The sequence below is a fragment of the Protofrankia symbiont of Coriaria myrtifolia genome (genome assembly GCF_900634755.1).
GTDB lineage: Bacteria > Actinomycetota > Actinomycetes > Frankiales > Frankiaceae > Protofrankia > Protofrankia coriariae.
In genome coordinates this window covers 1-24,108 of sequence record NZ_CAAAFS010000182.1, presented here as the reverse complement: position 1 = coordinate 24,108, position 24,108 = coordinate 1, and the positions used below count along the sequence as shown (strand labels likewise).

The 24,108-nt window shown below is 72.0% G+C and carries 17 protein-coding genes; 8 read left to right on the top strand and 9 right to left on the bottom strand.

The window, feature by feature from the left end; all coding sequences use genetic code 11:
- Positions 1-8 precede the first annotated feature (8 nt).
- From CM1CMNOD_RS10370 to CM1CMNOD_RS10350, 5 genes are all read right to left on the bottom strand, one after another.
- Entirely contained in the window at positions 9-878 is an 870-nt protein-coding gene (locus tag CM1CMNOD_RS10370; RefSeq protein ID WP_013873605.1) for a hypothetical protein, read from the bottom strand.
- 45 nt (positions 879-923) lie between these two features.
- Entirely contained in the window at positions 924-2,165 is a 1,242-nt protein-coding gene (mshC, locus tag CM1CMNOD_RS10365) for a cysteine--1-D-myo-inosityl 2-amino-2-deoxy-alpha-D-glucopyranoside ligase (RefSeq protein ID WP_013873604.1), read from the bottom strand.
- Positions 2,166-2,259: 94 nt separating this feature from the next.
- Positions 2,260-3,045, bottom strand: a complete 786-nt coding sequence (locus CM1CMNOD_RS10360) for an SCO1664 family protein (protein WP_043603479.1) — start codon at positions 3,043-3,045, stop codon at positions 2,260-2,262.
- Between the two features lie 68 nt (positions 3,046-3,113).
- Positions 3,114-3,905, bottom strand: coding sequence for a histidine phosphatase family protein (locus CM1CMNOD_RS10355; RefSeq protein WP_013873602.1), 792 nt, complete (start codon positions 3,903-3,905; stop codon positions 3,114-3,116).
- Between the two features lie 156 nt (positions 3,906-4,061).
- A complete protein-coding gene (locus CM1CMNOD_RS10350; RefSeq protein WP_050803478.1) occupies positions 4,062-4,916 on the bottom strand; it encodes an undecaprenyl-diphosphate phosphatase in 855 nt (284 codons plus the stop codon).
- 531 nt (positions 4,917-5,447) lie between these two features.
- Between CM1CMNOD_RS10350 and CM1CMNOD_RS10345 the strand changes: the two genes are divergently transcribed.
- Both CM1CMNOD_RS10345 and CM1CMNOD_RS10340 read left to right on the top strand, forming a co-directional pair.
- The gene (locus CM1CMNOD_RS10345; protein WP_013873600.1) at positions 5,448-7,682 is read left to right on the top strand and encodes an AAA family ATPase; all 2,235 of its coding nucleotides are present in this window, start codon (positions 5,448-5,450) and stop codon (positions 7,680-7,682) included.
- Entirely contained in the window at positions 7,679-9,592 is a 1,914-nt protein-coding gene (locus tag CM1CMNOD_RS10340) for a glycosyltransferase family 39 protein (RefSeq protein WP_013873599.1), read from the top strand. The genes CM1CMNOD_RS10345 and CM1CMNOD_RS10340 overlap by 4 nt, the downstream gene beginning before the upstream one ends.
- On the opposite strand, the gene CM1CMNOD_RS10335 is transcribed toward CM1CMNOD_RS10340, so the two are convergent.
- Positions 9,550-11,094, bottom strand: coding sequence for a glycosyltransferase 87 family protein (locus CM1CMNOD_RS10335; protein WP_131772479.1), 1,545 nt, complete (start codon positions 11,092-11,094; stop codon positions 9,550-9,552). The two genes, CM1CMNOD_RS10340 and CM1CMNOD_RS10335, sit on opposite strands and share 43 nt — an antisense overlap.
- A 245-nt stretch (positions 11,095-11,339) precedes the next feature.
- Between CM1CMNOD_RS10335 and CM1CMNOD_RS10330 the strand changes: the two genes are divergently transcribed.
- From CM1CMNOD_RS10330 to CM1CMNOD_RS10310, 5 genes are all read left to right on the top strand, one after another.
- Positions 11,340-12,839 (top strand): NAD(P)/FAD-dependent oxidoreductase, encoded by a 1,500-nt coding sequence (locus CM1CMNOD_RS10330; protein WP_013873597.1) that lies wholly within the window; start codon positions 11,340-11,342, stop codon positions 12,837-12,839.
- A gap of 30 nt (positions 12,840-12,869) precedes the next feature.
- On the top strand, positions 12,870-14,462 hold the full coding sequence (locus tag CM1CMNOD_RS10325; RefSeq protein ID WP_013873596.1) for a glycosyltransferase family 39 protein: 1,593 nt from the start codon (positions 12,870-12,872) through the stop codon (positions 14,460-14,462).
- Between the two features lie 40 nt (positions 14,463-14,502).
- On the top strand, positions 14,503-15,870 hold the full coding sequence (locus CM1CMNOD_RS10320) for a mannosyltransferase family protein (RefSeq protein WP_013873595.1): 1,368 nt from the start codon (positions 14,503-14,505) through the stop codon (positions 15,868-15,870).
- Positions 15,871-15,975: 105 nt separating this feature from the next.
- A complete protein-coding gene (locus CM1CMNOD_RS10315; RefSeq protein WP_013873594.1) occupies positions 15,976-16,170 on the top strand; it encodes a DUF5703 family protein in 195 nt (64 codons plus the stop codon).
- 417 nt (positions 16,171-16,587) lie between these two features.
- Positions 16,588-17,661, top strand: a complete 1,074-nt coding sequence (locus tag CM1CMNOD_RS10310; RefSeq protein WP_050803477.1) for a DUF2637 domain-containing protein — start codon at positions 16,588-16,590, stop codon at positions 17,659-17,661.
- A gap of 221 nt (positions 17,662-17,882) precedes the next feature.
- Here the strand turns inward: CM1CMNOD_RS10310 and CM1CMNOD_RS10305 are convergent, their stop codons facing one another.
- The 3 genes from CM1CMNOD_RS10305 to CM1CMNOD_RS10295 form a co-directional block, all read right to left on the bottom strand.
- A complete protein-coding gene (locus tag CM1CMNOD_RS10305) occupies positions 17,883-18,239 on the bottom strand; it encodes a four-helix bundle copper-binding protein (RefSeq protein WP_013873592.1) in 357 nt (118 codons plus the stop codon).
- Positions 18,240-18,590: 351 nt separating this feature from the next.
- Positions 18,591-19,982 carry a metal-dependent hydrolase family protein gene (locus tag CM1CMNOD_RS10300; protein ID WP_013873591.1) on the bottom strand — a complete coding sequence of 464 codons (1,392 nt, stop codon included), beginning with the start codon at positions 19,980-19,982 and terminating at the stop codon, positions 18,591-18,593.
- Positions 19,983-20,656: 674 nt separating this feature from the next.
- Positions 20,657-21,937, bottom strand: coding sequence for a hypothetical protein (locus tag CM1CMNOD_RS10295; protein WP_013873590.1), 1,281 nt, complete (start codon positions 21,935-21,937; stop codon positions 20,657-20,659).
- A gap of 585 nt (positions 21,938-22,522) precedes the next feature.
- Between CM1CMNOD_RS10295 and CM1CMNOD_RS10290 the strand changes: the two genes are divergently transcribed.
- The gene (locus tag CM1CMNOD_RS10290; protein ID WP_013873589.1) at positions 22,523-24,004 is read left to right on the top strand and encodes a multicopper oxidase domain-containing protein; all 1,482 of its coding nucleotides are present in this window, start codon (positions 22,523-22,525) and stop codon (positions 24,002-24,004) included.
- Positions 24,005-24,108 lie beyond the last annotated feature (104 nt).

Below are 24,108 nucleotides of genomic sequence, written 5' to 3'. Positions count from 1 at the left end.
CTCAGCGGCTACTCCTCGACGACCTCGGCGTCGATGATGTCCTCGTCGTCACGGTAACGCGAGGAGCCACCGGCCGCCTTCGCCGTCCGGGCGAAAAAGCTCGTATCCGCAAAGCTCGTAGCAGCGTTTGTATCGGTGCTTGTATCAGTGCTCGCGACAGTGACTTTCTGTTCCGAGTCTATCACCGTCTGCGCGGATGTAGTCGCGTCCGGACGGTACGCCGCGGTCCGTTCACGCTCCTCGGCGCCCGCGGGATCGCTTGTGCCCGCAGCGGCGGACGCGGCCCCGGCCCGGGCCAGCTCCGTGACCGCCCGGTCGATCTCCTCGTTGTTGACCAGGCTGCGCAGTCGCAGCAGCGCGCCGAGCACCTCGCCCTGCTGGTGGCGCAACGTCTCCAGGTTGCCGGACAGCCGCGCGATCTGCGTCTCGACGTCGGCGTGCCGCTGCCGGGCCTGAAGCCGGGACTGCTCGACCGCGTCGAAGAGCAGCTTGTCCGCCTGCTCACGTGCCCTGCGCACGATGGGATGGTTGGCGGCGGAGTCCTCGACGACCTCCTGAAGGGCCCGTTCCGCGATGCCGCGGGCACCCGCGACGATCTCGTCGGCCTCCTGCTGCGCGATGGCCAGCATGATGCCGATCCGTCCACCCGCCTGCGCCGCGGACGTGTCGGGCAGTTGGGACTCGGCGTCCCGACGGAGGCGTTCGCTCTCCAGCGCCGCCTCGGCCGCGGCCGCCCGGGCCGTCACCTGGCCCGCGTACCGCCACAGCGTGTCCAGGTACTCCTCGACCTGCTGGGGGTCGTAGCCCCGCGCCACCTCGCCGAATGCCGGCCGTTCGCCGTAGGTTCCAGCGTCTGCCCGCTGGTAGTGGGCGCCCATCAACGTGAACATCCTCCAGGCACGACAGGGTCAAGGTACAACCGGTCAAGGTACAACCGGGTCAAGGTCCACCCCGAGTAGCGAGTCGATGATGGCACGCGCCAGTTCGGGAGCCTCAGGGTCCTGCCCGCCCACGGTCAGCGCCGTGGCCGCCCAACGGTCGACCGCGGCGAGCGCACCCGGAGCGTCGAGATCGTCCGCGAGGTGCCGGCGGACGTCGTCGAGCAGTGGCCGGGCGTCGGGGGCACTCGCACCGGCGGTTGCCGCCTGCCAGCGGGCCAGCCGGTCACGGGCGGTGTCGATAGCGCCCGGCGTCCACTCCCACCCCACGGTGTGCCGGTGGTCGAGCAGGGCAAGTCGGATCGCCGCCGGCTGGACACCGCCGCGCAGCAGCCGGGAGACGAACTCCAGGTTCCCCCGCGACTTCGACATCTTGTGCCCACCGAGCGAAACCATGGCGGTGTGCACATAGGTGCGGGCGAACGGCCACACCCCACTGGCCACCTCGGCGTGGGCGACGCCGCACTCGTGGTGAGGAAACACCAGGTCGGTGCCGCCGCCCTGAATATCGATGCTGTCCCCGAGATGCGCCAGGGCGATAGCGGCGCATTCGATGTGCCAGCCCGGCCGGCCCGGCCCGAACGGGGAAGGCCATGAGGGTTCCCCGGCGCGTTCCGCCCGCCACAGCAGCGGATCGAGCGGATCATCCTTGCCCGCGCGCCGCGGATCACCACCGTTGCCCGCGGCCCGGGTGACCATTTCGGCATGGCTGAGGTGGGAGACCTCGCCGAAGCGGGGAGCCGCGCCGATCGGGAAATAGATGTCCTGTTCCACCGGATAGGCCGCGCCACGGTCGCGCAACTGCTCGATCAGTTCGATGACGAGGGGAATCGACTCGACCGCCCCGGCGTACACCGCGGGCGGAAGGATGCGCAGCGCGGTCATGTCGGCGCGGAACAGTTCGGTCTGACTGCGGGCAATCTCCCGCCAGTCCAGGCTGTCCCGCCGGGCCCGCTCGAACAGCGGGTCGTCGACGTCGGTGACGTTCTGGACGTAGACGACGTCATGCCCGGCATCCAGCAGAACCCGGTACGCCAAGTCGTAGGTGAGATAGGTGAATGCATGCCCAAGATGCGTGGCATCATACGGGGTGATCCCGCAGACGTACATTCGGACTGTCTGCCCCGCGGCGAGTGGGCGCACGGCGCGGGTGGCCGTGTCGGAAACCCGGAGGGGTAATCCCCGGCCAGGCAGCCGGGAGCGGGAGGGAGCCGGCCAGGATTGCATACAGTCAGCGTAGCCGGACGCGCGGAACGCGCAGTCGCTTCGTGGGATCCGTGGGTCCGCGCTGGCCGGCCGGTTGGTCTAGTTGGTCAGTTGGTCAGAAGGGCGGCCAGGGGATTGCCGGCCAGTCACCGGACGGCATCGGAAAACGGCGTTCGGTCAGCAGACGACCCACTCGGGCCCGCAATCCGTTGATTTCCGCGTTGCTGAGAAGGTCCGCGAGCGCCGCCGCGAGCGGGCCGCCGAGAGCCTCTCGCAGGCAGCTGAGCAGTTCGACCTCGTCCGTGCGCAGGCGCTGTCCCCGCCACGTCCACAGCACTGTCCGCAGTTTGTTCTCGACGTGAAAGGTCACCCCGTGGTCGACGCCGTAGACGCGGCCGGACGGGGCGGGCAGCAGATGCCCTCCCTTACGGTCGGCATTGTTGATCACAGCGTCGAACAGGGCGATCGTCCGTAGCCGGGGATCATCGGAGCGGGTGAGAGCGATCAGGTCGACGGTCTCGTCGACGTCGATCCACAGCTGGACCATGCCCGTCCCGAACGGGCCGCCCCGCAGCGCCGTGGGCGGCACGATCCCCGTCCCGATCGCCTCGGAGACCAGGTAGGCCGCGCGTTCACGGCCGGCCAGCGTCCCGTCGGGGAAGTCCCACAGCGCGCGTTCGCCGCGCACCGGCTTGTAGATACACCGGCCGTCGACCCCGTCCAGGCTGATCTCGCAGTACAGGGTGGTGTTGCTGGCCTCGAGCAGGCGTCCGGTGACGGTGATCTCGCCGTCCCGCAGCAGTGTGAGGGCATCGGACGCGTCGAGGCCTCCGGTGTCGGCCGGATCGGGCGCTGGCCCCGGCCGTCCAGGCGGGGTGACGTTGGAAGCGGGCTCGCTCACGCCACCCAGTCTGGACGGCCGGGCACGCGCCCGTCCCACCGTGTGGCCCACCCTGCTTATGGTTCGGCCTACGCCCCGCCGCCGACGACCGCGTCGCCCTCGTCGGCGGGGAACGTCCACGGCGCTGGCAGCAGGTCGGCGACGGAACCACCCCGGTCGTTCACCCGGATCACGAACGGCCGCCGTTCCGTGTAGCGGATGATGGTCAGCGAGCAGGGGTCGATCAGTATCCGCTGGAACAGGTCGAGGTGGATGCCCATGGCGTCCGCGACGATCGCCTTGATGACGTCGCCGTGGGAGCAGGCCAGCCAGACCGCCGCCGGCCCCAGCCGGGCGTTCCAGTCCCGCACCGCGGTGACGGCCCGGTGCTGGGTGTCACGCAGCGCCTCGCCGCCGGGGCCGGGGAAGACCACCGCGCTGGGATGGTCCTGGACGGTCCGCCACAGCGGGTCGGCGGTCAGCACCTTCGTCTCCTGGCCGGTCCAGTCGCCGTAGTGGCACTCCCCCAGCCGGTCGTCGAGCGTGACGGCGTCCCGCTCCCGCGGGCCAGAGCCTCCCTCGGCGCTGGTACCGGTGCCCGGCCCGGCCCGGCTGGCGTCACCGTCCTGACCGTCCTGTGCGCCTTCGCCCTGGCCCGCGGCGGCCGCCCGCTGCCGCGTGACGATCGCCTCGGCGGTTTCCCGGCAGCGTTGCAGCGGGCTGGAGACGACGGCGGTGAGCGGGACGGACGCCAGCCGCCCGGCCAGCGCGCCGGCCTGCGCCCGGCCTCTGTCGTCGAGGCCGACACCCGGCGTCCAGCCGAGCAGGATGGAGCCGGTCACCGCGGTCAGCCCGTGGCGTACGAGCAGAACGGTGGTCACCGCGGCTGCCCGACGGTGCCCCGCACGACGATCCCTACCGCGATCTTTGCCGCGGCCTGCATGACGATCTGCACGATGCCCACCCGCGAGACGCTGTGTTGCCGGGACGAGTTCCCGGAACCTGCCCCCGGGACCTGGTTCCCGGGATGATCGCCGTCATGGCGTGGCCGCGACCACTCCGGAAGCGACCAGAAGGAGTACCAGGCTACCCAGCGCCACCCGGTATGCGACGAACACCATCGTGCTGTGGCGAACGAGGAACTTCAACAGACCGGCTATGGAGGCGTACCCGACGGCGAAGGCGAGGATGGTCGCGATCACCGTGGCCCCGGTACCGGCGCCGCCGTCCGCACCGATCTTGCGGAGCTCCAGCAGGCCGGAGAGCACCACGGCGGGGATCGACAGCAGGAAGGAGTAGCGCGCGGCCGCCTCCCGGGTGAGCCCGACCAGCAGCCCGGCGGTCATCGTCGACCCCGATCGGGACACCCCCGGGATGAGCGCGCACGCCTGGGCGCACCCGATGATGGCCGCGTCCCGCGGCCCGATGTCGTCGACGTCGCGTTTGAGCGTGGCCTTCCGCTCGGCGTACAGCAGCGCCAGACCCAGCAGGATCAGCGCCGTGCCGATCACCCACAGGTTGCGGGCACCCGTTTCGATCTGGTGCTGGAAGGCGAAGCCCACCAGCCCGATCGGGATCGTGCCCAGCCCGATGTACCAGCCGAGGCGGGAGTCGAGCGTACGGCGGATCTCCGGGTCCCGCAGCCCTCGCGCCCACGCCAGCGCGATCCGGCTCAGATCCCCGCGGAAGTAGATGAGGACCGCGGCCATGGTCCCGAGCTGGGTGACCGCGGTGAACGCCGCGCCGGGATCCTCCCAGTCGAAGAACGCCGGGACGATCCGCAGGTGAGCCGTACTGGAGATCGGCAGGAACTCCGTCAGCCCCTGCACGGTGCCCAGCACGACTGCTTCCAGGGCGTTCACTCCCGGTCTCCTCTGTGTGTGGCTCTGCATACGGCACTACATGATCAACACTGGGCATGGTTGCCGTCACCGCGATCGGCACGACAGGGCCGGTGTCGATGATCGGAATACGAGCCGCCACCGCGAGACCTGCTCAGGGTAGCTGCCCCGACGCCACACGCCCGGCTGCCCGGATCTGTCGTGGCGGAGCCCGACGGGTCGCAACGACCTTAGCGGCACCTGCCCGCGGGTCTTCGCCCGAGGTTCCCCCGGGGGCAGGGGCCGTCGTTCCGCTGATCGTCCGTGGATCCCCCGTCGCTCCCGCATCGGTCATCCGTCGGCCGCCACGCCGACGCCGACACGGCCGGCAGGGACACCGGGACGGCCGGCGGGAAGAAAAGGATGGGAAGCGGGAAGAACGGGAAGGACGGGAAGGACGGGAAGGACGGGAAGAAGACGGCCAGGCAGGAGACAGGACAGGCAGGAGAGATCCAGCATCGGACGTCACTGTCAGTAACTATTGGTGGCACGTCGGGATTCGGCGCGCAACGGCCGGTCCGTCGGCCGCTCTAGACTGCCGGCATGCCGGCCGAGACCATCTCCACCGACGCGCTACCCAGCCTGGCCAGCGCCGGGGTGCCAGCGGACGGCCCGGCGAACGGCACGGCCGTCGACCCGGCAGTGCTGTTCACGGCCTTCTGCGCCGCCGGGCTGTGGCCGGGTCTCGGCCGGACGACCGCGGCCCGCCTGCCCGACGCCGGGATCCGCGCCCCGTCCGACGTGGACGCGACCCGGCTGGCGACCGTCCCCGGTGTCCCTCCCGCACGGGCCCGGCGGCTGGTGGAGTCCTTCTCCGCCGCCGGGGGCGCCTATGCCGCGGCCGAGTTGCTGATCCTGGCCGATCTGCCGGTCCGCCTGGTCCGCCGGCTGGTCGACGAACTCGGGCCGGGGGTGGCCGACGCCCTGCGCGCCGATCCGTGGGCGTTGCTCGCCGCGGGCGAGGCGGAGCTCACCCAGGCCGACCGGTTGGCCCGGGCCATGGGTGCGCGCCGCGACGACGACCGCCGTGGCCCCGCGGTGGTCACGTACCTGCTGCGCCGGGCCGCGTCCCGCGTCGGGGACACGGCGGCGGAGGTGGGCCCACTGCTGCAGGCCGCCGCCCGCGACGGGGTCGGGGACCCGGTGGCGGCGCTGGGCAGCGCCGTCGAGGACGGTCAGGTGGTCATCACCGGTGAGCTGGCCGCGCTCGAGCGGTACGCCACGGCCGAGCAGGCCCTGGCCGAGGGGGTCGCGCGGCTGCTGGCCCTCGCCGAGCCGCTGCGCCCCGGATCCGTCCGCCCCCGGCCGACCACGGCGACCCCAACGGGCGCGACACCGGCACGTCGACCGGCCGCCGCCGACGATGATCTTCCTGGCATGTTCGACGCCCTGGACGACATCGACGCTCTCGATCTTGAGGAGGGCAAGGACGGCGAGGAGCCAGGCGGCCCCACGGACGCCGCTGCCGGGGAAGCGGCCCCGGCAGCGGACGCGGACGGGCCCGAGGGGGCGGACGAGAACGACGAGGACGACGAGAACCTTGCCGCGGTCCTGGCCGGCCTGGACGAGACCCAGCTGCGCGCCGCCCGCACCGCCCTCGACGCCGGCGTGAGCCTGCTCACCGGCGGGCCGGGGACGGGCAAGAGCCGGACGGTCGCCGCGGTCGTGCGGCTCGCCCGCGCCGCCGGCGCGCAGGTGGCCCTGGCGGCGCCGACCGGCCGGGCCGCCAAACGGCTGGAGGAGCTGTGCGAGTGGCCGGCGAGCACGCTGCACCGGCTGCTGCAGGCGCAGGGCACCTCCGGGACCTTCGCGCGCGACGCCGACAACCCGGTCGAGGCGGACCTGGTCGTGGTCGACGAGGTGTCCATGCTCGACGCCGAGCTCGCCGCGGCCCTCGTCGACGCCTGCGCGGACGGCACCCATCTGCTGCTCGTCGGGGACCCCGCGCAGCTGCCCAGCATCGGCCCGGGCCGGGTGCTGGCGGACCTGCTGGCGGCCGGGGTGGTGCCCGTGACCGAGCTGCAGCGCCTCTACCGGCAGTCCGAGGGCGGGGGGATCGCGACGCTGGCGACGGCCGTGCGCGCCGGTGAGCTGCCCCCACCCCCGTCCGGGCCGGACCGCGAGGTGGTGGTGGTGCCCACCCGCGGCGCGGGCGAGGCGGCACACCGGGTCGTCCAACTGGTCACCGACTCCATCCCACGGGCGCTGGGCATCCCGGTCGCGGACATCCAGGTGGTGACCCCCGTCCACGGCGGCCCCGCGGGGACGCAGGCGCTCAACGCCGCGCTCAAGCAGGCGCTCAACCCCGGTACCCGGGCGGGCGGCGGGTTCGACGTCGGGGACCGGGTGGTGGCCACCGCGAACCATCTCGACGACGGGTTCGCCAACGGCGAGATCGGCGTGGTGACCGCGGTCGGTGACAAGGGCGCGCTCACGGTGGCGTTTCCCGGCGGGGCGGTGGAGGTCCCGGGCGGGATCGTCGGGGACCTGCGGCACGGCTGGGCGGTCACGGTCCACCGGGCCCAGGGCAGCGAGTGGCCGGCGGTGGTGGCCGTGTTCCCGCCGGAGGCGGGCCGGATGCTGACCCGTCCGCTGATCTACACCGCGTTGACCCGGGCGCGGCGGCATCTGTCGGTGGTGTCCGTCAACGGCCCGGCGCTGCGGGCCGCGGTGCACCGCTCCGGCGGTCGGCAGCGCGCCACCCTGCTGCCGGCCCTGCTCGCCCAGGAGGTCCAGCCTGAGGCGGCCGACGAGGAGGGACGGCAGGCCGAAGCATGAGCCCATCCGAACTTTCCCCCACCCCCGTGCGGGCCGCGGCCGATCAACCGGCCGACACCGACGATCGGCAGGCCGGCACTGTGAGTACCGTCTCGCTGGTGAGAGCCGATTTTTCCGGGAGCCCGGTGGCGGATCCACCCGCGCCGGTGCCCCTCGCGCTGACAGCGGTGTCGGTCATGCCGGCCCCGGCCCCGCCGCCGGCGGCGGTGACGGAAACGGCGGTGGCGTCGAGCACGGCACCGGTGGTGGTACCGGCGGCGCAGGCGGCGGTGGCGTCCCTTCCGGAGGCGACGCGCGTCCCGCCGGCGGCCGGTCCCGGCGAGGCCGAGCGGCCGCCGACCGCACGCGACTGGGCGGCGCACGGGGAGCGCTGGCTGCGCCGGCTGCTGGTCGTCGGCACCATCGCCGCGATCGTGATCGGGGTCATCGCCCGCTTCGCGACCCCGAGCCATCTGTGGCTGGACGAGTCGCTGACGGTGGAGATCGCCCGCAGGCCGGTCGGCGGACTGCTCGACGCGCTGCGGCGGGACGGCTCACCCCCGCTGTACTACCTGTCGCTGCACGTGTGGATCTCGATGTTCGGGACGGGCGACGTCGCCGTCCGCGCGCTGTCGGGCATCCTGTCGCTGATCACCCTGCCGGTCGCCTGGATCGCCGGCCGCCGGGTCGGTCGGGCGGCGGCGATGTTCGGCAGCGGTGACGCCGACACCCCGCGCCGCACGGGCCTTGCCGCCCTGCTGCTGTTCGCCTGTTCGCCCTACGCGATCCGCTACGGCAGCGAGACCAGGATGTACTCGCTGGTCGTCCTGCTGGTCCTGCTGTTCGGGCTGGCCCTGGTGCGGGCGCTGGAGCGGCCGACCCGCCGCCGACTGGTGGTGCTCACCGTGGCCACCTCGGCGCTGGTCTACACCCACTACTGGACGTTCCTGCTGCTCACCACGGTCGCGGTCTTCCTCGCGGTGCAGGCGCTGCGCCGGGTGAGCTACCGCCGTCCCGCGCTGTCGGCCCTGGCGGCGATGCTCGCCTCGGCGGTGCTGTTCGCGCCGTGGATGCCGTCCTTCCTGTCCCAGATGCTGCACACGGGCACGCCGTGGGCGGCCCGGGTGCAGGCGCAGGTGCTGCTGGACACGGTGTTCGACTGGGCGGGCCCGACCTCGACCGGCGCGCTGCTCGGGGTGGTCCTGCTCGCCGCGGCCCTGCTCGGCCTGACCGGGCGCCCGCAGGACGACGGGCTGCACATCGTCCCGACCGGGCGGGTGCCCGGCCGCTACCTGGTCGCGGTGTGGCTCATCCCGCTCGCCCTCGCCTACCTGGTCAACACCACCGGCGGCAGTGCGTACACGGAGCGTTACACCGGGATCTCGCTGCCGGCCTTCCTGCTGCTCGCCGCGCTCGGCATCGGCCTGCTGCCCGGCCGGGCGCGGGCCACGCTCCTGGTCATCGTCTGCGTGACCGGGCTGTTCGGCGGCTGGCACATGGCCCGGCAGGAACGCACCCAGGCCGGGGAGATCGCGAGCCGGATCGCGGCGCTGGCCCGGCCGGGTGACGTGGTCGCCTACTGCCCCGACCAGCTGGGCCCGGCGGTGTACCGGGCCATCGAGCGCCGTGGCGACCTCGACGTCCGGCAGATCGTCTACGCCGACACCAGCGGGCCGGCGCTGGTCGACTGGGTCGACTACGCGGAACGGATGCGACGGGCCTCCGGCGCGGACTTCGCCGCCCGGGTGAACACGATGGCCGGGCCGGGCCACGCGGTGTTCCTGGTCCGGGCGGACGGCTACAAGACCCTGGAGGGGGCCTGCGCGGTCGTCTCCGACCAGCTGGCCGCCCTGCGAGACCGTACCTTCCAGGTCGACCGTCGCATGGTCTACGAGGGCGCCTCGCTGGAACGGTTCTCCACCCTGCGCTGACCGGCCGGCCGCCGCCGCCGCTGGCGGCCCGGCCGCCGGCAGCTCACCGTCATCACCAGCAGCGCCATCGGCAGCGTGTAGTGGTTGAAGTACGACTGCTTGTTCATGACGTCGAGGGTCAGCAGCACCACGGCGGCGCCCAGGCAGAACCCGGCCGCGTCCGCGCGCACCCGCCAGGCCAGCAGGTAGGCGCCGGCCAGCGCGAGCGGCATCGGGGCGAACCCGGTCGTGATCCCGGCGTGGACCAGCACGCCGGGGACGGACAGCGAGTCACCCCGGACGGGGTAGCCCAGGTTGGTCGTCACCGCGTCCGCCCAGAAGTCCGCCGGCCCGGCCAGCACCCAGGGGGCGACCAGCGTCGCCGCGGCGCCGGCCGCCACAAGCACCCGCCGGGGCCCGAACGCCGGCCACATCGCCGCGACCGGCAGCAGCAGCGCCAGATGCTGCTTGCTGGCCAGGGCCAGGGCGAACGTGACGACCGCCCAGCCCGGCCGGCCCGCGCGCACCGCCCACACCATCCCGGCCAGACAGGCGATGAGCAGCGGTTCGGTCCAGGACTGCTGCAGCGCGTACATGGCGCCGGGGATGACGAGCACCATCAGCGGCAGCGCCGCCGGGACAGCGGGATCCGGGACGTCGGGATCCGAATCCGAATCCGTGGTCCCGGCCCACGGGCTGGCCCCGCCACCCGGTGTGCCCGCGTCCCGCCGCGCCTGCCAGCCGGGGGCGGTCACGCCGGCGATCCGGCGGACCGTGACGGCGGCGAGCACCAGCGCGGCCAGCAGGCCGTAGCGGACGTCCCCGAACAGCAGATGGAACGGCGCGAGCAGCAGTGTCGTGCCGGGCAGGTAGGGGTAGACGTCGAACAGCCCGTACACCGGATACTCGGCGCGGCTGGGCGCCCACTGCTGTCGGTACATGTCGTGGCCGTCGAACAGGCCGCCGGCGGAGACCTGCAGCAGATGGAAGACATCGATCCGGGGCTGCGGCGCCGCCAGGATCATCGCGACGCCGGCGGCCACGACCAGGCCGGTCACCAGCCAGAAGCAGGCCGGGGATGCGAGTCGGTGGGCCGCCCACCAGCGGCCGTCCGGCGCTGGCGGGCGGGCCCACACCAGGACCGCCCCGGCGGTGAGCAGCCCGGCGGCCACCCCGAGCACATCGGAGAGGTCCGCCCACCGTCCGGCCGCGTAGTAGCGGGGCCGCAGCGCCACCCCGGCCGCGAGCAGCCCGGCCACCCCCGTCCACACGGCGGTGTGCCAGCGCCCGGCCCACCGCCGCGCCCGCTCGGCGGGGCCCGCGGCCAGCAGGACGGCGAACCAGCCGACGAGCACGAACACCAGCTGCCACGGCCCCCGCCCGTCACCGGCGCCGATGCCCACCGCGACACCGCCCCAGCCGACCAGCAGCAGGGCTGTCGTCCCCCGATCCGGGTGGCCCGGGGACGCCCACCCGGGTGCGGCGGCCGGATCGTCCGTCCGGGCGGGTATGGGCGCTGCCATGACGTGCACCATGCCAGAGCGCGCGGCACCGGCGTGCGCACGGCAGCCGGCGGGTGGGGTACGGCCCGGCGGCGGGGCGAGAGCAGGCTGTCGCGGCCGGCTCGCCGTGGCCGTCAGGGGGCGCGGACGGGCGCCCGCGGGGGGCATGCCAGACTGAGAAGCCAAAGTCGGATCATCGTCCACCGGCTTTCTGGTATGTCGCGCGGATGACCGTCGCGTGCGAAGGTGAGGAGAGGTCAGGCACAGTGGCCGAAAAGCCCGAGGTCGTCGTTATCGGAGCCGGACCGGCAGGTCTTACAGCAGGCTGGGAGCTGGTCAAACGGGATGTGCCCGTAACGGTCCTCGAAGGTGACTCGGTGGTGGGAGGGATCAGCCGTACCGCGCAGCGCGAAGGCTGGCGGTTCGACATCGGCGGGCACCGCTTCTTCACCAAGGTGCCCGAGGTCGAGGCACTCTGGCACGAGATCCTGCCCGACGAGGACTTCCTGATGCGCCCGCGCTCGAGCCGCATCATCTACGACGGCAAACTGTTCGACTACCCGCTGCGCGCCGGCAACGCCCTGCGTGGCCTGGGTCTCCTCGAGGCCGCGCGCTGCATCTTCTCCTACTTCTGGGTGCGGGTCCGCCCGCCGAAGGACCAGACGAAAATCGAGGGCTGGGTCGCGGCCCGTTTCGGCTGGCGCCTCTACCGGATCTTCTTCAAGACCTACACCGAGAAGCTGTGGGGTGTGCCGGCGAACACGATCGAGGCGGACTGGGCCGCGCAGCGCATCAAGAACCTCTCGCTGTTCAACGCCATTGTGAACGCGGTCACACCGAAGCGGAACCAGAAGGACATCACCTCCCTCATCGAGGAGTTTCAGTACCCGAAGTACGGGCCCGGAATGATGTGGGAGACCGCCGCGGACAAGATCATCGAACGGGGCGGGAAGATCGTTTTTGAGGAGAAGGTCCGCGCGATCCACCACGAGGGCGGCCGGGCAACCGGGGTGAGCACGGTGGTCACCGGCGGGTACGGCCCGGGCGCGGGCGCGCCGGAGGCGTCCCGGACCGACCTCGGCAGCGAGCACCACTACGACGCGGACGAGATCGTGTCGTCGATGCCGTTCTCCTCCCTGGTCCGCGCGATGGATCCCCCCGCTCCGGAGCACGTCCTGGCGGCGGCGAACGGGCTGCGTTACCGGGACTTCCTCACCGTCGCGCTCGTGGTGCCCGAATCCGCCGGTTTCCCGGACAACTGGATTTACATCCACTCTCCCGAGCTGCAGGTCGGGCGTATCCAGAACTTCGCGTCGTGGTCGCCCTTCCTGGTGAAGGAGGGACGGACCTGCCTCGGGCTGGAGTACTTCGTCTTCGAAGGTGACGAGACCTGGTCGATGGCCGACGACGACCTGATCGCACTCGCCTCCAAGGAGCTCGCCGCCCTCGGTCTGGTACCGGCGGACCAGGTGGAGGGCGGTTTCGTGGTGCGCATGCCGAAGGCCTATCCGTTCTACGACTCCGAGTACAAGAAGAACGTCGACATCATGCGCGGATGGCTCGCCGAGGTCGCACCGAACGTCTATCCGGTCGGTCGCAACGGCATGCACCGCTACAACAACCAGGACCACTCGATGTACACCGCTCTGCTCAGTGTGCAGAACATGGTGGACGGCACCAACCACGACGTGTGGAGCGTCAATGTCGAGGAGGACTACCACGAGGAAGTCTCCCCTGGTTACACCGGCAACAAAGCGTCGCACTGACCCCAGGTCGCGGGACTGGAGGATCTGACCGTGACCGATGTCGTGGTTCGGCCGGTGGAGAACATCCCCGATCCGGCCGACACGGGCCTGAGGCGTCCTGACCGGGCAGCTGTCCTGTTCAGGGCAGTGCTGTTCGTCATTGTTGTCGCGGCGGTGGTGGCGCGTTTTTCCGCCCGGCAGGCATTGTGGCTGGACGAGGCCCAGAGCGTGGCCATCGCCCGGCTCCCGCTGACCGGGTCGGGCCCGACACTGTTCGACGGCCTGCTCCAGGACGGCTCACCACCGCTGTACTACCTGCTGCTGCACGGCTGGATCGAGCTGTTCGGGACCGGCACGTTCGCGGTACGGGCGCTGTCGGCGCTGGTGAACCTGGCCGCGGCCGGGCCGCTGTACCTGCTGGCCCGGCGGGTGGTCGGGGTACGCGCCGCGCGGGTGGCGGTGGTGCTCTATCTCACCTCGCCGTTCGCGCTGTACTTCGCGACCGAGACCCGGATGTACAGCCTGGTGGTGCTGCTGACCGCGGCCGGCGGGCTGGCGCTGGAGAGCACCCTGCGCCGGCGCTCGGTCGGGCCGGCCGTCGCGTTGGCGCTGTGCTCCGGCCTGCTGGCGCTGACCCACTACTGGTGCCTCTACCTGCTGTTCACGGTGGCCGGTTGGCTGCTGCTGGTCACGGTGCGGCCACGGCCGGGCTGGGGCCGGCGGGCACCGTTGACAGCGCTCGGCGGCATCGTCGGCGGGGCGGTGGTGTTCGCCCCCTGGCTGGGCTGCTTCCACTATCAGCTGACGCACACCGGGACGCCGTGGGGCGAGCCGGCCACGTTCGCGGCGATCTCGCACGCCTACGGGCAGTGGGCGGGCGGCCCGACCACCGGCGGGCGGACGCTGCTGTTCCTCATCACCGGGCTCGCCGCCGCCGGGATGGCCGGCCGGGCGATCGACGGCCGGTACGTGATGGTGGACCTGAAGGGGCTCGAACCCGGGCGGACGCTGTTCTTCCTGGCCACCCTCACGCTCGTGGTGGCCGTCGCCGTGGGCAAGGTGGTGGGCAACGCCTGGGCCGACCGTTACACCGCCACCGCGTTCGTCCCGTTCCTGCTGGTGATCGGCCTCGGGATGACCGTCATCGTCGACAGCCGGCTGTTCCGGGGCATCGCCCTGGCGTGCGCGCTGCTCGGGCTCGTCGGCGGCTACACCGACCTCTCCCGCGCCCGTACCCAGGCCGGACAGGCCGCGAATGTGCTCGAGCGTCTCGGGCGGCCCGGCGACGTGCTGCTGGTCTGCCCGGACCAGCTCGGCCCGGGGCTGGCCCGCACGGTACCGGCGTGGATGCGGGTGCACGTCGTCCCGACCTACGCCCCACCCGACCGGGTCGACTGGACGGACTACGAGGATCGCAACACCACCGCCAACGGGGTGGCCGTCGCGGACCGGGCGCTGGCGGAGGCGGGCCCGGGCAACACCGTCTTCCTCGCCGGGTCGGGCGCGTACCGCACCTACGAGACCCTGTGCACCCAGGTGCGCGGACGTCTTGAGGCGCAGCGCCCTCGCGTCGACCAGGTCATGGAACAGGGCCAGCCGGCCAGGGTCTGGGAGAACTTCGCCCTGCTGCGCTTCCAGCCGTAGCCGCCGGGACGCTCTGGTGGATCTTCGGTCGGACGGATCGATGGCCGCTGTCCGTGTGACGGTGGCCGCTCACCGCGTGCGCACGCATCGTACGCGCGCTGCGTCCCGGCGGGACGGTGCCGTCCTGCCGCGGCGTCCGTCCGGGCAGACCACCGGGCGGACGCCGAAGCTCGCGGCGATCGGCCGCCGCTGGCGTGCTGGCCGGGCCGATCAGCACGCCCGGCCACCGCGGTGGCGCGCGCGATGGTCTGCCAGGTGGCCCGCGTGGTGGCGTGAGCTGCCGTTGCGTGAGATCGCCCTCGCCTGGCTCGCCACGCGTGTGGCGACCGCCGCCGCGTACGCGCTGGCCCACTACATCGACGGGCAGGTGCGGGCCGCCCATCCGGACGGCGGCACTGGCACTGGCGTGGGCACCGGCGGGCTGACGCTGACCGGCCCGCTCGGGTGGGACGCCGGCTGGTACGCGGGTATCGCCGAGCACGGGTACGCCGGGTCCGGCGAGCAGAGCCTGCGGTTCTTCCCCCTGCTGCCGCTGCTGGTGCGTGCGGTCACGGTGCTGCCCGGGCTCGGTGGGCACACCGGGGTCCGCGTCACCCTGGTCGTGCTGGTGAACCTGACCGCGTTCGCCTTCGTGGCGGCGCTTGCCCAGTTGGCGCGCCGGGAGGGTTTCGGCCCCGCGGCGGTCTCCCGTGTGATCTGGCTGGCCTCGCTGGCCCCGCCCGCGTTCGTGCTGGTCATGGGCTACACCGAGGCGTTGTGGGGGCTGCTGGCCGTCGGGGTGTTCGCCGGGATCCGCTCCCGGCGCTGGGAGCTCGCCGCCGTCTGCGGGCTGTTCGCCGGGCTGTGCCGGCCGGTGGGCGTCCTGCTGGTCGCCCCGGTGGCTCTCGAGGCGGCCCGCGGGATCACGGCCGCCGCGACGGCCGACCGGCTGCGGCGGGCGGCGGCCGTCGCGGCGCCGGCCGTGGGCCTGGGCGGCTACCTGCTGTGGGCGGGAATCGCCCACGGGGACGCCCTCGCGCCGATCCGGCTGCAGCGGCAGCAGTCGCTGCACGGCAGTTCCTCGAATCCCGCGGCGGTGCTCTGGGAGGCGGCCCGAGGTGCCGTCCACGGCGAGGTGGGCACCGCGCTGCACGTCCCGTGGCTGCTGCTCGTCGCCGTCCTGCTCGTGGTCATGGTGCGTACGTTGCCGGCGTCCTATCCGCTGTGGGCCGCGCTGACCGTCGCCGTGCTCCTGACCGGCAGCAACCTGGACTCCAGCGAGCGGTATGCCTACGGGGCGTTCCCGTTCCTGTTCGTCGCGGCCGCGCTGACCCGCCGTGACGAGGTGTTCCGCGCCGTGCTGACGGCGTGCGCCGCGATGATGGTGGTGTACGCGTCCCTGGCCTTCCTCGGCCTGTACGTACCGTAGGGCTTTTACGTACCGTAACCACGGTACCCGGTAGCCCCCATCTGTCCCCGGGTGCTCTTACAGGTTCGTCACACCGGCGGTCCACCTCGTCGTTACGGTGACGTCATGGACGTGGAGTACCAGCGGCTGTACCTGCCGCCCGGGACGGACCGCCGGCAGGCTCTGGCTGTCCTCACCCTGCACGCCGAGTTCGGTGACTGGGAGCTCGAGCGGCTGCGCCTGTTCCCGGACGGCTCCCGGCGCGTGGTCCTGCGCCGCCCGCGTCAGCGCGGCGGGCTGCCGGGCTACCTGCCCACCTGACCGCTGTCGGCCGTCCGCGCCGTCCGCGCCGTCCGCGCCGCGAACCTACCGGTTATGGATAGTAATGGCCGCTACGGCGGCCGGACCGCGCTGCGGGCGTGTCCGGACGCTGACCATCCCGGCCACGGAATCGTAGTTGACCAGTCACCATGAGAAACTCCTCGCAGGCCCGCAACCTGGACGGGCCGGCAGGCGTCAGGATGGCTGGTAAGTGGTGGAAACCGCACCAGCCTGCCGGCCCTCCAGGAAGGACCTGCCGTGACGGTCGACAGCGGATCCGTACCACCCGGCGGTGAGCCCGTTCCGAGCGCCCTCGCGCCAGGCGGCACCGTCCCCGACGGCTCACCCGGGCCAGCTGACACCGGCCCGGGAAGCAGCCCGGGGAAGCGCCCAGGGAACACAACGGGCCCACATGATGTGGCAGGCCCGGGAATCCCGGGGAACACGGCGCAGCCCGGTGGCGGCACCGGGCCGGACGGCGAGGCCGAGCCGCGGGCGGAGCGGGCCATCCAGGCGACCACCATCGTCGCGGTGGTCGCGGTCGCGGCGGTGGCTGCCTTCGTCTCCTACCGGCACATGCGCGGGGTCGCCCTTGAGCAGGGGGAGGACCGCCTCGCCGCGACGGTCATCCCGTTCAGCGTCGACGGCCTGATCGTGGCCGCGTCCATGACGATGCTGCGGGACCGGCGTGCCGGGCACCCCCGCTCCTGGCTGTCCTACACGCTGCTGACGCTGGGTGCGTGCGCGTCGCTGGCGGCAAACGTCATGCACGCCGAGCCCACCCTGGCGGCCAGGATCATCGCCGGCTGGCCGCCGCTGGCACTGCTCGGCTCCTACGAGCTGCTCATGCGCCAGATCCACGCCGGCCGCGGTACGGCGGGCGGCCGGCGGCCCGCCGACATCCCGATCACGGTTCCGGCGCAGCGCGGTGAGCAACTGGCGGCACGACCGGCCGTGCACCGCGCTGCGCCGGCATCACCGTCGTCGCCCGGCATCCCGGCCGACGGGGTCGGCACGGCTGGCATTGCTGGCACGGCTGGTATTGCCACCCGCCCGGACACGGGTACCAACGCCCGGCCGCCCGCGGGCATCCTGGTCGCGGGCATCAGCGCCCGACCGGCCGAAAACCCCGGCGAAGCCGGAAAGTCGAACGAAGACAAGTCCGGCGCGGAGCACAACGGACCCGTTCCGATATCCATGGCGACGGCGTCCGCATCACTTCCTGTTACACTGACCGCACTGGACGCGGCCGGAAAACGCGATGCCATTGTCCGCGCGCTCGAACAGACCGGAGGCGCTGCCACCGATGCCGTCGCGCTGCTGGCCGCGCAGGGGGTGAAAGTCAGCAGAAGCTGGGTCTATCAGGTCCGGAAAGACACCCGTCATCATGGCGCCGACACCGTCTCGCCCGCTCTGGTGGCCGCCACGAAATCCGACCGACCGAACATCCCGGCCGGTATCCCGGTCGGCACCGACAGTAATATCAGATAGAGCTGACAGACAGAACCGGCAGGAGACGGCAGCCGCCAGGAACAGCGCCGACCCGGAACAATGCCGGACGAGGACGGCGCCGGCGGGTACCTGTGGGTTTTCCGTCGGGTCCGGGCGACACGGATGGCGCCCCGTGACGTCCCGGATCCGACGGTGACACGTCCGTGCTCCCCACCATCGCCGATCAGGAGAGGGCTGCGGACGTCAGGCCGTGCCGAGGCTCAGACCGTGGCACCGGCCATCGTCTGGCAGGAGGCGGCGCACGCACGGCACGCCTCCGCCAGCTTCATCATCTGGGCGTCGCCGGGCATCTTCATGGCCATCTCGGCGCACATGGTACATATGCGCGCACACATGGCACACATTTCCCGGTACATCGACGACATGCGGCACATCATGTCCGCGCAGACCTTCGTGACGGCCGCGCAGTCCATCAGGACACGCATGTTCGCCGCGTCCATCATCGTTCCCGGCATGTCCATGCAGTAGGCAATCGTCTCCTCGCACGTGGTCGAGCAGGACATGCAGTTGTCGATCGCCTTGCGCATTTCATTACTGATCTTCTCGGCATGTTGCACGATGGCCCTCCTGACGGTCGCGCGGCGTGAACCGCAGCCTCCGATGGGTACTGCGAACCGCTCACGTCGAATGTTCCGCCGTTCCGTGAGGGGTTCGGACCAACGATAAGCCTCGTATGACGAACGCGCATCGGCAACTGTGGCGGTCAACGCCCCCGCGGGCCAATTCAGCGGCGATTCGCGTAACGAAAAGAGCGGCGGAATCGACGTGTTCGCGGATATTAGCGGGTTTTGTTCGGTTCTTTTCCTGTTCCCGGCGCGCCAACGGACACACATTGGTGACACGCCGGCAACAGCACATCGGCCCGCCACCGACAGGAACTTCGGCCGGTGGCGGGCCGGCCGAAGTTCTCAGGGCGTCGCGGGATTTGCCGCCGGCGGCAGGTCACCAACGGGGCCGGGCACCGGGGACGGCCGGAGGTCACCGCCCACAGGTACGGTCATGGCTGCGGGCAGGCGGCTGTGCGGGACGACGGGAACGCCGCCGAGAAAGACCCCCGTCACCGCGTCGGGACGTTCGAACAGCGACAGGTCGCCCGGATCCTCGTCCAGCAGAATGGCGTCGAACTCATAGCGTGGGGCAATACGACCGACATTTTCCGAGATACCGCACAGGCGCGCGCCGTTAGCCGTCGCCGCGAGCAGTGCCTCGGACGCCGACAGCCCGCTCTGGCGCAGCCGGGTGATCTCGGCAAGGTTGGCGCCGTGGCGGTCCCGGTGCCGGCAGCCACTGCCAAGGGCGATCCTGACCCCGGCGTCGCGGGCCACCTCGATCGTGTCGGCCAGCATGGCTCGGGTCACGTGCGCCCGGTCGGCAGCCCACTGGGGCAGCTGCCCGGTGTCGGCCAGCTGCCCCAGCTCGTGGTATGGCGACAGGGTGGGGACCAGCGTGACACCATACCGCGCCATCAGGTCGGCCTCACGCTCCGTGAGACCGATCCCGTGCTCGATCGAACGGACGCCGGCCGACACCGCCGCGTCGACGGCGGCCGCGCCCAGCGCGTGCGCCATGACCCCGCGTCCGAAGGCAGCCGCCTCCGAGACCGCGACGGCGAGTTCCGCGGCGGTGAACTCCGGCAGCGGCTGCCCCGGGCGCACCGACATGATGCCGCCGCTGGCGAAGATGTTGACCCAGTCCGCGCCCGCCCGCACCACCGAGCGGACCGCCGCGCGCATGTCGTCCGGCTCCCGGACGACATGCCGGGGCCGGCCGGGATAGTCCAGCGCCGTCAGAGCCTCCGGCGCCTCCAGGCCGGGGCCGAGCAGCGCCCCGTCGCCATGGCCTTCCGAGCGGGTCAGCCCGACCACCGAGACCGCCAGCCGCGGCCCGGGGACGTGCCCGGCGAGCAGCGAGTCACGCACACCCGCGTCCGCGCCGCCGGCGTCCCGGACGTACGTCACCCCGGCGGCCAGGGTGCGCCGCAGCATCGCCGCTGTCTGGAAGAAGCGCTCCGACAGCGATGTCGTCATCATCTCCAGCGGATCGTATGTGCAGAGCGTGACACGGGAGTGGCAGTCGATGACGCCGGGCATCAGCCACAGCCCATGCGCGTCGACATCGACCGCGCTGGCGTTCAGCGGAAGATGCGGACGGACGTCAGTGATGTGTCGATTGCATACCGCGACATCCACGGGGCCGTCGAAGTAACCGTGCTCGTCGAGAGCGTACACGCCCCGCAGGACGAACCCGTCCGACAGGGCGGTGCCGCCCCGCCGTGGGACATCGGTGCTGGTGATCGTCATCGTGCCGTTCCTGCCGCTGGAGTCCGGCGTCCACCACTGGATGGATCACTGCCCTGGGCGCGGGGACGCCATGGAGATCACATAGGATATGCCGGCTCGGGCCGGGGTACCGCGCTGGGCCCGCTCGGCCAGGCCACACACCGGATCACCGGTCAGGACGACGTGGCGGAGACGACAGCGACGAAGCGCCGGGCGGTTGCCAGGTTGCCTGGCAACCGCGACGTCCGAGCGGGCACTCAGATCACGGTCGACAGGCCGTGCTCGACACGCGGCAGGTGTCGATGTACCGGCGGACGGTGAAGCCGCGCGCCTGCGCGACATGGTCGGTCGCAGTACCTGCCGCTGGCTTCAACCTGGCGCTGTACACCTGTACCTCCATTGTCGGCGCCGGTGGATGCGCCGTCACAGACCGAGCCGCCCGGCCCGGGCGTCACCACGGCCCTCGCCCGGACAGCCCAACCGGCCGTGGCGTCCGCCGGTGAGGCGGATACCGTAGTCGATGGTTCCAGTCCGCTCGTGAACGTAACTGACCGTCATTGGCAGGGTCAAGGGCCAGCGACCTGAAGACCGCGTCCGACGGATGTCGGTCGCGGCCCGGCGAACGGTGACCGGCCACCGCCTGACAACTGCCTGACAACCGCCCGATGGCGGTCGACAACGGCGGCCGGCCGTCGTCATCCGACTGTCGCGGCGGTGACCGGCGGGTCCACCGGATGGCGTGCCGGCGCGGGCTCCGGCGCGGCCACCGCGCCGGCTGCCACCGCACCCGCTGCCGTCACGGGGCCCGCTGCCGCTGAACCGGCCGTCGCGTCGCCGTCCGCGCTGTCACCGTTGCGGCCGGCCCGCGTCGCGGCCAGCTCGGCCCGGGCGACGCGCAGCTCGGAGGTGAGCTCGTCGACCTGGCGCTCGGCGCGCTCGGCCCGGGAACGGGCGTCCGCTCTGGCCTCTGCGAGCACGGCCTGGCGTTCGTCCGCGGCCCGGTGGGCAGCCTCGAGCCTGCGCTCGGCGTCGGTGTGGACGCGGGCGATCTCGGCGTCCGTGGCGTCGCGCTGGCGTACCAGGTCGGCGTGCAGCCGGTCAGCCTCCGCCCTGGCCTGGGCCGTGGTGTGCTCCAGAGCCTCGGCCCGGGCCAGCGCGGCGTCGCGGGCGGCGGTGGCGGTGGCAACCGCCTGCGCGGCGTCCTGCCGCGCCTGAGCCACCGCCGCGGCGGCCTCGTCACGTGCCGTCCGGACGGCGGCGTCCGCGGCCTGGTGCGCCTGGCGGATCTCCGCGGTCGCCCCGGCGCGGACCGCGTCCAGGCGTGCCTCGGTGTCCTGCCGTGCCGCTTCCGCCGCCGCGGCGGCCTCGGCGCGGGCCTGCTCGAGCGCTGCCTGCGCCTGCGCCCGGGCCGCCGCGGACGCGTCGCGTTCGGCTTCCAGAGCGGTGATCCGCTCCTCCAACGTGTCGACCACGCCGACCGCCTCGGCCGCTACGGCCTCCGACTCGTCCCGGGCGACCTGCGCCTCACGAGCGGTCTGCTCGGCTCGCACGGCCCGGGCGATCGCCTCGGCGACGCGCTCGGCCGCCTCCGCCTCGACCGTTTCCACCCGCGCCTCGGTGGCGGCTATGTCGCCGAGAGCGGTCATCTCCCGGACGAAGGCGTCCAGCGTCTGGGTGAGGTTGCCGGCCAGCGCGGTGATCTGCTCGGCCATCACGTCGGCCCGCCCGCGCGCGCCCGCGGCGCGCTCCGAGCCGGCCTTGCCGATGACCACTCCCATCCCGGCCGCTCCCGGCCCGGACTGCCCGGCGAGCTCCCGTCTACGGCGGTAGGCCGACAGCCGGTTGTGGGCGGGATCGTCGCAGTACGCGGGTGGACGCCCCGGCCCGGCCGGGGCGCTCGGCGGCTGACGGCACCCCGGGTAGGCGCACCGTACCGGTGCGCTCCCGTCGACCGTCGCGTCCTCGGTCATGCTCATCGCTGTCCGTTCTCGCTCCCGGCATCCCGCCCGCACCGACCCGACAAGAATGCACCAGGACGCACGATCAGGGGGGCCAGCGGCCAACGCGGTTTGCGACGGCCCTGCCCCCAGCCGACCCGCCCCGCCGGTTCGGGCGACCGGACGCCGTCTGACGCTCTCTGGCCGGCATCCGACCAGGCGTCCGGCCGACCTCCGCCCGGTATTCTGCGCCCTTCCCGTCCTCGATCGTCTTTTGTGACGTTCAGTATCAGCGCACATCGCTGTTTTCACCGTGTAGGTGGATGATGCGGACCCCTGCCAGACAGCTTCGCTCACAATCAGTTACTGTCACGCTCCGTGATTGAGGAATTGCGCGCCGGCAGGCGTACAGGTATGGAGGGCAGACCGCCAGGGAGGGCAGCGGCGGCGCGATCATTCTTTCGTGGCCGGGGAACGGCAGCCGATCCGACAACTCCGACAACTCCGACCGCTCTGACGGCTCCGGCAGGACTGGGACGCCCGGGAGGACCAGACAGATCGGCTGGGCCGGATGGGTCGCGGCGCCCGCTGCGGCGGTACGTCCGGCGAGCCGCCGCAGCGGGCATGCTGGTGCTGCTCCTCGCCGCGGTGACCGCCGGGCCCGCGATGGGCGACACACCGAGCGCCCACGGCGCTCCCGACTCTCACGGCGCCCACGGTATGGACGGGCCCGCGCCGGGTGCGCAGGCCGGCACGGCCGGGTCGTACTGGAACGAGGTCGCCGGCGAGCCCTTCCACCCGACTGGGCGCGTGCGCACCTACTACATCGGTGCCGACGAGGTCGTGTGGAACTACGCCCCGGACGACCGCAACGACATCACCGGCCAGCCCTTCAGTCCGCAGGAGAAAACCTTCCTCGAGTCCGGTCCGGGACGGATCGGTATGCGATACGTGAAATGCCTCTACCGTGGCTACACTGACGCCGGCTTCGCCACGCTGGCACCGCGCCCGCCACAGGACGCGTACCTGGGCCTGCTGGGGCCCACGATCCACGCCGAGGTCGGCGACACCATAAAAGTCGTCTTCCGCAACGGCTGCCGGATTCCCGACAGCGTGCACCCCCACGGGGTCTTCTACACGAAAGCCAGCGAGGGGGCGCCGTACGCCGACAACACCTCCGGTGTGGACAAGTACGACGACGCAGTTCCCACCGGCGGCCGGCACACCTACACCTGGCTGGTGCCCGACCGTGCCGGCCCCGGCCCGCACGACGGCAGTTCCGTGATGTGGATGTACCACTCCCACACCCAGGAGGCCAGCGACACCGCCGCCGGCCTCCTGGGCGCGATGGTCATCACCGGCAAGGGGCTGGGCCGCCCGGACGGCAGCCCGAAGGACGTCGACCGCGAGATCGTCGCCCTTTTCGAGATCATGGACGAGAACCGCAGCCCGTACCTGGAGGAGAACCTCCGCCGTTTCGCCCAGCCGCCCTATCCGGCGCGCGACGACGTGAACTTCACCAGGTCCAACCGGCGGCTGGCCATCAACGGCTACATCTTCGGCAACGGGCCGATGATCACCATGAGGAAGGATGAGCACGTCCGCTGGTACGTCATGGGCATGGGCGGCGAGCAGGACCTGCACACCCCGCACTGGCACGGCAACAGTGTGCTGTGGAGCGGAATGCGCATGGACACCGTCTCGCTGCTGCCCGCCACCATGATCACGGCGGACATGGTGCCCGACGACGTGGGGACCTGGCTGTTCCACTGCCACGTCAACGAACACCTCCTCGGCGGCATGATCACCCGCTACCAGGTCCTCACCCCCGACGGAAAACCCGGCCCGTCCTCAGACTCGGCAGGGTCGGGGGCGGCGGGAGCGGGCACAGGGGCGACGTCGTCGTCCGGCTCCGCTTCCGGCTCGGCATCCGCGTCGTCGGCAGGCTCCCCGTCCACGAAGATGCCGATCCCGGCAGGCGGCGTACCAGCCGGCGAAGGCGGCACCGCCCACCCCTCGTCCTTCCCGATCGTCCCCGTACTGATCGTTTTTATGATGGCGCTGGGCGCTCGCAGACTCATCGTCCGCCGCCGCACCACCCCCTGACCCAGGCTCCGCGGACCATCTGACCCCCGACGATTCCGCCCAGCCCAGCACACGGGCACCGCAGGTGTCCCGGCCCAGCCCCACCCGGGACACCTGCATCCCCC